Genomic DNA, 9,909 nt, shown 5'->3' with positions numbered 1-9,909 from the left:
CCCTCGTCTGCGGCGGCGGGAGACCCGTCCACGCCTGCGCGACGTCCCCGTCGAGAACGGTAGCGAGCGGGACCGCGGCGCGGAAGTGGGGCGGGACGGGGTGGCGGATCAGGAGCCACCCCGTCCCGCGGACGTCCGGCCAGGGACCAGGCGTGACGCTGACGGTAGCACTCAGACGCCATCGGCACACTCCTCGGGATCGGTGTCGCCGCAGAACGAACTGCCTGCGTCGACGGCGTCCTCCTGGCACAATGGGGATGCCCCGGGGCCGGATCAGGGTCCTGGGAAGAGAGGGCGGGGGCCTCACCGACCTCCGCCCTCTGCACCCTCCGCGCGGCGACGGTGGCAGCACCCTCAGCGCATCAGCGTCCGGCGCGGCGTCTCTCCGTAGGTCTGCCGGTAGAGCGCCGTGAACCGTCCGGCGTTGCTGAAGCCCCAGTCGGCCGAGATGCTCGTGACGGTGTCGCCCCGCGTCGGGTCGCCGGCGATCAGGTCTGCTCGGGCACCGTCGACCCGCGCCAGCCGGACGTACTCCATCGGCGTCTGCCCGCGCTCCCGGCGGAAGGCCAGGGACAGCCCACGGGCCGAGAGGCGCGCAGCGGCGGCGATGTCCTGCACCGTGGTGGGCTCGCGGCGGTGTTCGTCGACCCACGCGGTCGCACGTCGGACGGCGGCACTCTCGTCCGCACCACCCCGGGGTTCGGTGACGAGTCCGAAGGCGGAGATGGCGCTCACGACCACGAACCGCGTCGCCTGCGCACGCAACAGCTCGTTGCCGTAGACCTCCGGGGTCTCGAGCACCTGCTGCCGGTACTCCTGCACGGTGTGCCGCCACAGCCAGTGCCGGGCGGCGTCGACCGGACGCACGGCACCTTCCGCCAGGCACAGGTCCTCGTCGTCCCAGATCTCGCCGGCGACCCGGCGGAGCACCTGGGCGGAGAACGAGCAGGTCGATGCGTGGGCGTGGTCGATGACGAAGTCGAGCTCCTGGTCCGGGGGCATCACGAACGCCTCCCCTTCGCCGATCACGTGCTCGGCTCCCCAGGGGTTGAACGCGTAGGCGCCGGAGTGCACCTGGACGAACATGACCTCGTCGGTGGAGTCGACGGCGACGCGCACCTCCGTGTCCCACTCGACGTCGGCGACGGTGACCGGGTCGCCGACGATCACGTGCTGCCTGTGCGACAGTGCCCGCGTGGCGGGCGCGATGCGGTACCCGAACCCCGTGCTGATCGCTGCGGTGAGTTCGTCGGCATTCGTCGTCTCCACGTCGAGGAACGAAGGACTGCTCATGGGGAGGGGTCTACCACACGTCCCCGCCGGACGACGGGCACGGATCATCCGCGCAACGAGTCCCGACGGATCCGTCCCCTGCGAACCGCCTGGACGGCGTTACGCTGCCGCCACCCCAACCAGCGCGGCCGTCGTCGTCCGCCCGGTGACAGCGACGTCACCCGGCCCGACGCGGACCGCACGTCTGCAAGGAAGCAGGTCACGGTGATCCCCCTCTCCCCAGCGCCCCTCGGACGGGCACGAACCCGCAGGCGCGTCATCGGCGCGACCGTCGCGGTGAGCGCGGCCGCACTCGGCGTCCTCGCCACGACCCAGACCGCGGTCGCGGCACCGCCCGTCCCGGCGCCCACGACCGACCTCGGCCCGAACGTGCTCGTCTTCTCGCCGGACATGCCGCAAGCCGACATCCAGGCGAAGGTCGACGCCGTCTACGAGCAGCAGGTCGACAACGAGATGGGCACGGCTCGGTACGCGCTGCTGTTCAAGCCGGGCACATACGGTTCGGCGACGAACCCGCTCGACATCCGGGTCGGGTACTACACGGAGGTCGACGGCCTCGGCCAGGACCCGAGCGGCGTGACCATCAACGGCGGCGTCACGGCCACCGGACGCAACGGCAGCGGGTCCCTCGACACCTTCTGGCGGTCGGTGTCGAACCTGACCGTCCACGTGGTCCCGACCGCCGACGCCTGCCACACCGGCAACGAGATGTGGGCTGTCTCGCAGGCCGCGCCGATGCGGCGCGTGGACGTGAAGGACTACACGTCCTTCATGCCGTACTGCGAGGACCCGAACTACGCCAGTGGTGGCTTCGTCGCCGACTCGAAGCTCGAGGGCGGCGCACTGAACGGGTCGCAGCAGCAGTTCTACGTCCGCAACACCGACCTCGGCGCCGGATGGTCGAACGGCGTCTGGAACCAGGTGTTCTCCGGCGACCTGAACGCCCCGGCCCAGTCCTTCCCGGTGCCGCCGTACACGACGCTGACGACGACGCCGGTCTCCCGCGAGAAGCCGTACCTCTACGTCGATGACCACGGGGCGTACCGCGTGTTCGTGCCGAGCGCCGCGACGAACTCGGTCGGCCCGAGCTGGGCGGACGGACACACGCCCGGTCGGTCGCTGCCCCTCAGCGACTTCTTCGTCGCGCACCCCACGGACTCGGTGACGACGATCAACGCCGCCCTCGCGAAGGGCAAGAACCTGCTCGTCACGCCGGGCGTCTACGACGTCGCGAAGAGCATCTCCGTGAAGCGCGCCGACACCGTCGTGCTGGGGCTCGGCCTGGCCACGCTCACCGCCCAGAACGGCGCCGTCCCGATGGTCGTCGGCGACGTGCGCGGTGTCGACATCGCCGGCCTGACCTTCGACGCCGGCACCGTCAACTCGCCGACGCTGCTGAAGATCGGCAGCGGACACCACAAGGTCGACCGGAACCCGGCCACCGTCGGCAGCGCCACCGACCCGACCGCCCTGCAGGACGTGTTCTTCCGCATCGGCGGTCCGCACGTCGGCAAGGCCACGACGAGCCTCGAGGTCAACAGCAGCCACACGATCCTCGACGACATCTGGGCCTGGCGCGCCGACCACGGCGTCGCCGGATCCGTCGGCTGGACCGTCAACACGGCCGACACCGGTGTCGTCGTGAACGGTGACGACGTCACCGCCACCGGCCTGTTCGTCGAGCACTACCAGAAGTACAACGTGATCTGGAACGGCGAGCGCGGACGGACCGTGTTCTTCCAGAACGAGTTGCCCTACGACGCACCGGACCAGGCATCGTGGCGGCACCAGAAGGTCAACGGCTGGGCGGCGTACAAGGTCTCGGACAAGGTCAAGACGCACGAAGCCTGGGGTCTCGGCAGCTACATCTTCACCAACGTGAACCCGACGCTCCACGCCACGCAGTCGTTCGAGGTCCCGGACCGTCCGGGCGTGGTCATGCACGACATGACCACCGTGGCGCTCAACACGAACGCGGGGACCATCGACCACGTCGTCAACGGGCAGGGATCGGCTGCGACGGGCTCGGTGTCCGGGCAGCCGCAGACCGTGACGCGGTACTCGAACAAGACGGTGCAGTAGCGGACGCGCGCTGACCCGACTGGGTGAGCCGAGCCTCCCGTCCGTCACGATGACGGGCGGGAGGCTCGGTGGCAGCCGGGCCCCGTTCCTCGACGGCCCAGCATCAGCACGCGGGTACGGTCCGGGAGAGGCGACCCCGCCGTCGGCACACCGCCGTCCCCGATCGAAGGAGTGTCATGTCCGACACCACCCCGGCCGCTCCGAGTGAGCCCGTCGACACGAACGCTGCGTCCGTCCCGCCCGTCGAAGCCACGCCCGAGTCCCCTGCGACCGATGCACCGGCCGCCGAAGCCGTCCCCGCCGAGGCTCCCGCTCCGGCGACGGCCGCTCCGACGCCGACCCCTGCCGCTGCCGTGCCGGTCGCCCCGGTCGTGCCGCCGCAGACGAGCCTCGCGTCACGCGGTGTGAACTACGCCGTGGACATCGTCTTCTGCATCGACGTGACCGGGAGCATGGACCCGATCCTCGACGCCGTGAAGGCGAACGCGCTCGGGTTCTACGACGACGTGCAGACCAACCTCACCGCGAAGGGCAAGAACGTCGCCGAGCTCCGCGTCCGCGTGATCGCGTTCCGTGACCTCGTCGCCGACGGTGCTGCGGCGATCGAGGAGTCGCCGTTCTACGGCCTCCCCGACGACCGCGCCCGCTTCTCCGAGTTCGTCGGGGGCCTCGTCGCCGAGGGCGGCGGAGACGCACCGGAGTCCGGTCTGGAGGCCGTGGCCCTGGCCATCGCGTCGCCGTGGACCCGCAACGGTGACCGCCGCCGTCAGGTGATCGTGGTGTGGAGCGACCAGCCCGCACACCCGCTCGACCCCGCAGCTGTCCCCGCGGACCTCCGCTCCCGCATCCCCGCCGACTTCAGCGCGCTCACCGACGCGTGGGAGGACGAGCAGGGCGTGATGGGGTCCAGCACGAAGCGCCTCATCCTCTTCGCCCCGGACGGTCCCGGCTGGAGCGACATCTCCGCCGAGTGGGAGAACGTCGTGCACAACCCCTCGACCGCCGGTGGTGGACTGTCCGACGTCGACTACGGCACGATCATCGACTCCATCGGGAACTCGGTGTGAGCGAGACCGCTGCGGGCCCGACCGCGTCCTTCGGGTTCAACCTGGCCAAGGTGCCGGACCACGGCGAGGACTCCGACCCGATCCTCCGCGAAGGTCCCGACCTCGGGCTCGCAGCGGTCTTCGACGGCATGGGAGGCGCGGGCGGCACCGTCTACGACACGCCTGACGGCGCACGTTCGGGTGCCTACCTGGCCTCCCGGCTCGTCCGTGACGTGGTGGAGGAGCACCTCCTCCGCACGCTCACCCCGGACCGGCCGCTGCCGCTGCCGGCCACGGCCGTCGAGCTGCACGACGCGATCGAGACCGTGCTACAGGACGCGTTGACCGGGCTCAACGCCCCGGTGAGCCGGCTGCGGTCCCGGCTGCTGCGCGCGCTCCCCACGACGATGGCGCTCGGTGCGCTGCAGCGCAGCGAGCCGGACGGGTCCCGCTGGGTCTGCGAGGTGCTCTGGGCCGGGGACTCCCGCGTCTACGCGCTCGACGCCTCCGGGCTGCACCAACTGAGCATCGACGACCTCCGTGACCCGAGCGACGCGATGACGAACCTCCAGCGTGACTCGGTCATCAGCAACGCGATCTCCGCCGACACCGACTTCCAGGTGAACCACCGGCGAGTGACGCTCGAGGCGCCGTTCGCCCTCCTCTGCGCCACCGACGGGTGCTTCGGGTACGTGCCGTCCCCGATGCACTTCGAGAAGCTGGTGCTCGACGGACTGGCCGAGGCCGAGACCGACGAGGACTGGTCCCTCGCCGTCCAGCGGACGATCAGCGCCGTGACCGGTGACGATGCGTCGATGGCCACGATCGTCGTCGGTGCCGACCTCGTCGACTTCCAGGCAGCCCTGGCTCCGCGACGTGCCGAGATCGCCGACGTGGTGGTCGCGCCCCTCGACGCGATGGCCGACGAGATCCACCGCGCGCAGCAGGACCTGACCGACCTGCAGGCACGGTACGTCGCCGCGCAGGCCGAGCAGTGGCAGCGCTACCGTGCCGGGTACGAGCAGCTGCTGCAGGACGACCCGGACGCGTCGGTCGACTCCGCCGAGGAGACCCCGTCGCGCCAGATCTGGAAGCCCGCGAAGCGGATCGCCACCGGGCACGTGGCCACAGCTGCGGACACCGACAGCGCGCCGGACACCGGCGAGACACCGCTGTCCGACGGTGTCCCGACACGTGAAGGGGAGGCCTCCTGATGCAGGCCGGAGACGTGTTGAACGGGTACACGCTGCTCGCCGACTTCAGCGTGGTGGGAGCGGGCCTCAGCCGCTGGACCTTCGCCACGAAGGGCGGGCGCGAGTACTTCGTCAAGGAGTTCCTCAGCCCCACGTACCCGGAGGACAGCTCCCCGGGCAGTGACCGCGTCAAGGCGCGGAAGCGTGAGCGGTGTGCAGCCTTCGAGGCACGGCACGCCGCGATGCAGACGGCGCTCGCACCGCTGTCGACGTACGGCGGCAACCTCATCGTCACGCTCGACTTCTTCCGCGCGGGCGCGAAGTACTACAAGACGACGGAGCGCGTGGAGTCCGAGGACCTCGGCGTCGCCGGCATCGCCGCCCTGCCGTTCCGCCAACGGCTCGTCCTGCTGAAGTCGGCCGCGCACAGCCTGAAGATCCTGCACGACCTGCACATCGTGCACGGTGACCTGAAGCCGGACAACGTGCTGGTCAAGCGGACCGACCTCGGGTACACGAGCAAGCTCATCGACTTCGACAACGCCTACGTCGCGGGTGACCCGCCACCGCCGGCCGAGATCGTCGGCACGATCAACTACTACTCGCCGGAGCTCCTCGGGTACATCCAGGAGGACGGAGTCGCCGCCGCGGACCTGGGGACCGCAGCGGACATCTTCGCGCTCGGACTGATCTTCAGTGAGTTCCTGACGGGGGAGTTGCCCGCCTACGACCGTGCGTACGGCGAACCAGCCGTGGCCGTGCGGAGCGGGGTCGTCCTCCGGGTCGACCGTTCGACGCTCGATCCTGCCCTGGCCGACCTCGTCGACCGGATGTTGCTGGCCGACCCGGCGTCACGGCCCACGGTCGGGCAGGTGCACGCCGGCCTCATGAGCCTCCGCGGATCCGGTGAGGCGGTCGCGCCGGCCGCGATGCCAGCCGCACCGGCAGCGACGCCGGCCCCGTCGACGACGCCGGCCGCAGCGCCGGTCGCTTCCGGCGGCCTCCGCGGGAAGCTCGTCAGGCCAGCATCCACGCCGGCCGACGCCGGGCCTCCCGTCAGGACGAGCGAACCGGCGGCCGACCCGTCCGGCGTGACCCCGCCGCCTGCTCCGTCGAGTGGACTCAAGGGCAAGCTGCTCGGGCGGACTCCGCGCGACCGGAGGTCCGACCGTGGCTGAGATGCCGGCGGTCTGGCGCTGCCCGGTGTGCGAGGGCGTCAACCGTGGTGGCCGCACCTGCAGCACCTGTGGTGAGCAGCTCCCCCCCGGCTTCATGCCCGCGGACGCGGCACCCCGGCCTCCGGAGGCCCGTCCACGTCCGTCATCCGCGGCACCGCGGACCGTCGCACCACCGCCACGGCGAGCGCCGCGGTTCCCGAGCCCGGAGGAGATCTTCGGGAGCAACCCCTTCCGCTGAGCCATCCGGCGGGCCGTCGACTCCGGCCCGTCGGTCAGCGCTCGACGGTCAGGGGGCGACCGGGATGCCCTGCGCGTCCGCCCACTGCATCGAGTGCTCCGCCTGCTGGCGCGACAACCCCGTGACCATGCCGCAGTTGCTGCACTCGATCAGGTAGGACGTCCCGAGCGAGAACAGCGGGATGAAGAACAGCGTCACCTTCTGCCGCTCGCGGACGATCTGCTGTGGTGCCGCGACCCCGCAGTGCCCGCACACGAAGGTCACGACGAACAGGAGCGCCGCGACCGCGCGGGTGCCGAAGAGCAGGAACATCCTTCGAGTGAACCACCCGACACATGTCCATCCGGACGGGTGCGGGAGCCGTTCCTCGATGGTGAGCGTGGTGAGCGCCGCGACTCCGACCTACTGCGAGAGCTCGCGGTCCAGCCGGTCGAGGAGCGCCTCGAGCGAGACCTCGAACTCCTCGTCGCTGCGGTCCTCGCTGAGCAGGGCACGCAGCCGCTGCACCTCCGGGGCGATGTCGAGGGACAGGTTCCCGTCGCCCTCCGGGACGGCGGCGCCGCCCTCGTCGAGCGGCTCCTCGGCGGGTCCGGCCTCGGCTCCCCTGACCACGGACTGCAGGAGGAGCTGACCCAGCAGGAAGCTGCTGAACGCGCGGTAGGCGTTGACGGCCTGTGCGTCGGAGAACCCGTTCCCGGTGAGGGCCCGGAGGAACGTGTCGACGACCTCGATGCTCCGGAGGGGCGGACGCAGCCAGGGTGCGGCTGGGTGGCGGGTGGCGACGAGGGGGAACGCCTTGGGGTGGTCCGTCGCGATCCGGCGGACCGCGTGCGCGACCGTCTGGAGGAACGCCTGCCAGTGCGTCCCCTCGGCCTCCTCCAGGTGGGAGACGAGGTCGCTCATCAGGGAGGCGACGATGCCCTCGAGCAGGTCCTCCTTCCCGTGCACGTACCGGTAGAGGGACATGGCCTCGACACCGAGCTCCTGCGCGAGGGAGCGCATCGACAGCCCCTGCATGCCCGACCGGTCGATCTGCCCGAGCGCCGTCGCGACGATGAGGTCCCGACTCAACCCGGGTGCGGTCGTCCTGTCGCGTGCCGCCATGGCGGATCTCCCTCGCTGTGGATGGGGCTTCCGGCCCCGACGGTGTCCTCGGGACGCGTCGCTGTCCGTACCTGAGACCGTACGCGCGCTTACGCCGTAAGCTCCGACGCGGGCTTACGCCGTAAGTCCGCCGGGGTGACCTCCACCTCCATCTCGGACGCACTCCTCATCGGATCCGGTGACCACGCCGGGGAACAGGAGCACCACCATGATCGACAGCAACAGCATCAACGACCTCATCGGCGCCGACGTCTACGGCAGCGGCGAGGCGAAGATCGGCACGGTCGGACAGGTCTACGTCGACAACGACACGCAGGCGCCGACCTGGGTGACGATCCGCACGGGTCTCTTCGGCTCGGCCGAGACGTTCGCCCCGCTGACGGACGCGAACTTCGACGCCGGCATCGTCCGGGTCGCGTACGACAAGGCGTTCGTCAAGGACGCACCGCGTGTCGAGGCCGACGGCGCTCTCAGCGACGAGGAGGAGCAGGCGCTCTACTCGTACTACGGCATGACCGACACCTCCGTGGCGGACGAGCAGCCCCTGTACGACCAGGACGCCGACCGTGGTGCGAACACCCACGGCACCCAGGGCCACGACACGTCCGGCCCGACGACTGACGACGCCATGACCCGCTCCGAGGAGCGTCTGCGCGTCGGTACCGAGCAGGTCCAGGCCGGCCGTGCCCGTCTGCGCAAGCACGTCGTCACCGAACAGGTCACCAAGACCGTCCCGGTCAGCCACGAGGAGGTCACCCTCTCCCGCGAGCCGGTCACCGACGCGAACGCCGCTGACGCCCTCGCCGGCCCGGAGCTCAGCGAGGAGGAGCACGAGGTCGTCCTCTCCGAAGAGCGTGTCGTGACCGCCAAGGAGACCGTCCCCGTCGAGCGTGTGCGCCTCGGCACGGAGACCGTCACCGAGCAGCAGACCGTCAACGAGGAGGTCGCCCACGAGGAGATCGAGCTCGACGACAGCGAGGTGCGCGGCACCACCGACGGGACCGTCACGGACCGCGACCTCCGCTCCTAGGCACCACCGGCGACGGCCCACCCGTCGCCCGGACTGAGCCCACTCACACCTGTCGGCCCCGATCATGACGAGCGGGGCCGACAGGCGTTCCCGCCCCCTCCCGTTCCCTCACCGGAGCACCCCACGGCCCAACGGAGCAGACCATGACCCATCGAGACCAGCCGCACGCGTCCGACGCTGACGACCACGTCGAGGTGGTCCGCAGCGAGGAGCGCCTCGCCGTCACCACCGAGCGTCACGCCACCGAACGCGTCCGACTCGAGCGGTACATCGTCACCGAGCAGCGCACCGTCACCGTCGACGTCAGCCGCGAGGAGATCCGCCTGACCCGTGAGCCGATCACCGGCGACACGCGCCTGCCCGCCGCCACCGGCGACACCGTCCGCGAACCCATCGTGGTCGTCCTGCACGAGGAACAACTCGTCGTCTCGAAGGTCGTCGTGCCGGTCGAGCGCGTCACGCTCACCACGCACACTGTCACGCACGACGTGGTCGTCGACGAGACCCTCCGGCACGAGGTCGTGCACGTCGACGAGGTGACCGGGCCGACAGCCTGAGCAGCCCACCCGAGCACACCGAGCCTCCTGGCCGTCATCGTGACGGACGGGAGGCTCGTCTCGTTCCGGGCAGGACCGCGCGTGTGCAGGGGTCGCTTCGCATTCTGCACACAACGCGCACGTGTCTGCGCGTTGTGTGCAACTCTTGTCGTACCGGGCCGGAACGACCCGGAACGAAACGATGGAGT

At 70.6% G+C, this 9,909-nt stretch carries 9 protein-coding genes; 6 read left to right on the top strand and 3 right to left on the bottom strand.

The features are described from left to right. Window positions 1-354 precede the first annotated feature (354 nt). The gene (locus tag DEI89_RS05325) at window positions 355-1,293 is read right to left on the bottom strand and encodes a helix-turn-helix domain-containing protein (RefSeq protein WP_181421506.1); all 939 of its coding nucleotides are present in this window, start codon (window positions 1,291-1,293) and stop codon (window positions 355-357) included. Between the two features lie 204 nt (window positions 1,294-1,497). On the opposite strand from DEI89_RS05325, the gene DEI89_RS05320 reads away from it, so the two are divergent. From DEI89_RS05320 to DEI89_RS05305, 4 genes are all read left to right on the top strand, one after another. Further along, the gene (locus DEI89_RS05320; RefSeq protein ID WP_110902993.1) at window positions 1,498-3,375 is read left to right on the top strand and encodes an adenylyl cyclase; all 1,878 of its coding nucleotides are present in this window, start codon (window positions 1,498-1,500) and stop codon (window positions 3,373-3,375) included. A 176-nt stretch (window positions 3,376-3,551) separates the two neighbouring features. After that, window positions 3,552-4,442, top strand: coding sequence for a vWA domain-containing protein (locus tag DEI89_RS05315; protein ID WP_110902992.1), 891 nt, complete (start codon window positions 3,552-3,554; stop codon window positions 4,440-4,442). Next, window positions 4,439-5,635, top strand: a complete 1,197-nt coding sequence (locus tag DEI89_RS05310; protein WP_110902991.1) for a PP2C family serine/threonine-protein phosphatase — start codon at window positions 4,439-4,441, stop codon at window positions 5,633-5,635. Before DEI89_RS05315 ends, DEI89_RS05310 begins: the two co-directional genes overlap by 4 nt. Further along, window positions 5,635-6,792: a protein kinase gene (locus DEI89_RS05305; RefSeq protein WP_110902990.1), complete on the top strand. Its 1,158-nt coding sequence runs from the start codon at window positions 5,635-5,637 to the stop codon at window positions 6,790-6,792. Before DEI89_RS05310 ends, DEI89_RS05305 begins: the two co-directional genes overlap by 1 nt. A 286-nt stretch (window positions 6,793-7,078) precedes the next feature. On the opposite strand, the gene DEI89_RS05300 is transcribed toward DEI89_RS05305, so the two are convergent. Together DEI89_RS05300 and DEI89_RS05295 are read right to left on the bottom strand one after the other, a co-directional pair. Then, window positions 7,079-7,342 carry a zinc-ribbon domain-containing protein gene (locus DEI89_RS05300; RefSeq protein ID WP_110902989.1) on the bottom strand — a complete coding sequence of 88 codons (264 nt, stop codon included), beginning with the start codon at window positions 7,340-7,342 and terminating at the stop codon, window positions 7,079-7,081. Window positions 7,343-7,432: 90 nt separating this feature from the next. Continuing rightward, on the bottom strand, window positions 7,433-8,134 hold the full coding sequence (locus DEI89_RS05295; RefSeq protein WP_110902988.1) for a TetR/AcrR family transcriptional regulator C-terminal domain-containing protein: 702 nt from the start codon (window positions 8,132-8,134) through the stop codon (window positions 7,433-7,435). Between the two features lie 208 nt (window positions 8,135-8,342). On the opposite strand from DEI89_RS05295, the gene DEI89_RS05290 reads away from it, so the two are divergent. Together DEI89_RS05290 and DEI89_RS05285 are read left to right on the top strand one after the other, a co-directional pair. Next, the gene (locus DEI89_RS05290) at window positions 8,343-9,164 is read left to right on the top strand and encodes a DUF2382 domain-containing protein (RefSeq protein ID WP_110902987.1); all 822 of its coding nucleotides are present in this window, start codon (window positions 8,343-8,345) and stop codon (window positions 9,162-9,164) included. A gap of 143 nt (window positions 9,165-9,307) precedes the next feature. Beyond that, the gene (locus tag DEI89_RS05285; protein WP_110902986.1) at window positions 9,308-9,721 is read left to right on the top strand and encodes a DUF2382 domain-containing protein; all 414 of its coding nucleotides are present in this window, start codon (window positions 9,308-9,310) and stop codon (window positions 9,719-9,721) included. Window positions 9,722-9,909 lie beyond the last annotated feature (188 nt).

It is taken from the genome of Curtobacterium sp. MCBD17_030 (assembly GCF_003224255.1).
Classification (GTDB): domain Bacteria; phylum Actinomycetota; class Actinomycetes; order Actinomycetales; family Microbacteriaceae; genus Curtobacterium.
The sequence above is the reverse complement of the archived record's forward strand: the minus strand, read 5'-3'. Positions and strand labels throughout refer to the sequence as shown.

Coding starts and splice junctions, on each gene's coding strand:
- DEI89_RS05325 (WP_181421506.1), bottom strand. CDS start 1,293: ATGAGCAGTCCTTCGTTCCTCGACGTGGAGACGACGAATGCCGACGAA.
- DEI89_RS05315 (WP_110902992.1), top strand. CDS start 3,552: ATGTCCGACACCACCCCGGCCGCTCCGAGTGAGCCCGTCGACACGAAC.
- DEI89_RS05305 (WP_110902990.1), top strand. CDS start 5,635: ATGCAGGCCGGAGACGTGTTGAACGGGTACACGCTGCTCGCCGACTTC.
- DEI89_RS05300 (WP_110902989.1), bottom strand. CDS start 7,342: ATGTTCCTGCTCTTCGGCACCCGCGCGGTCGCGGCGCTCCTGTTCGTC.
- DEI89_RS05295 (WP_110902988.1), bottom strand. CDS start 8,134: ATGGCGGCACGCGACAGGACGACCGCACCCGGGTTGAGTCGGGACCTC.
- DEI89_RS05290 (WP_110902987.1), top strand. CDS start 8,343: ATGATCGACAGCAACAGCATCAACGACCTCATCGGCGCCGACGTCTAC.
- DEI89_RS05285 (WP_110902986.1), top strand. CDS start 9,308: ATGACCCATCGAGACCAGCCGCACGCGTCCGACGCTGACGACCACGTC.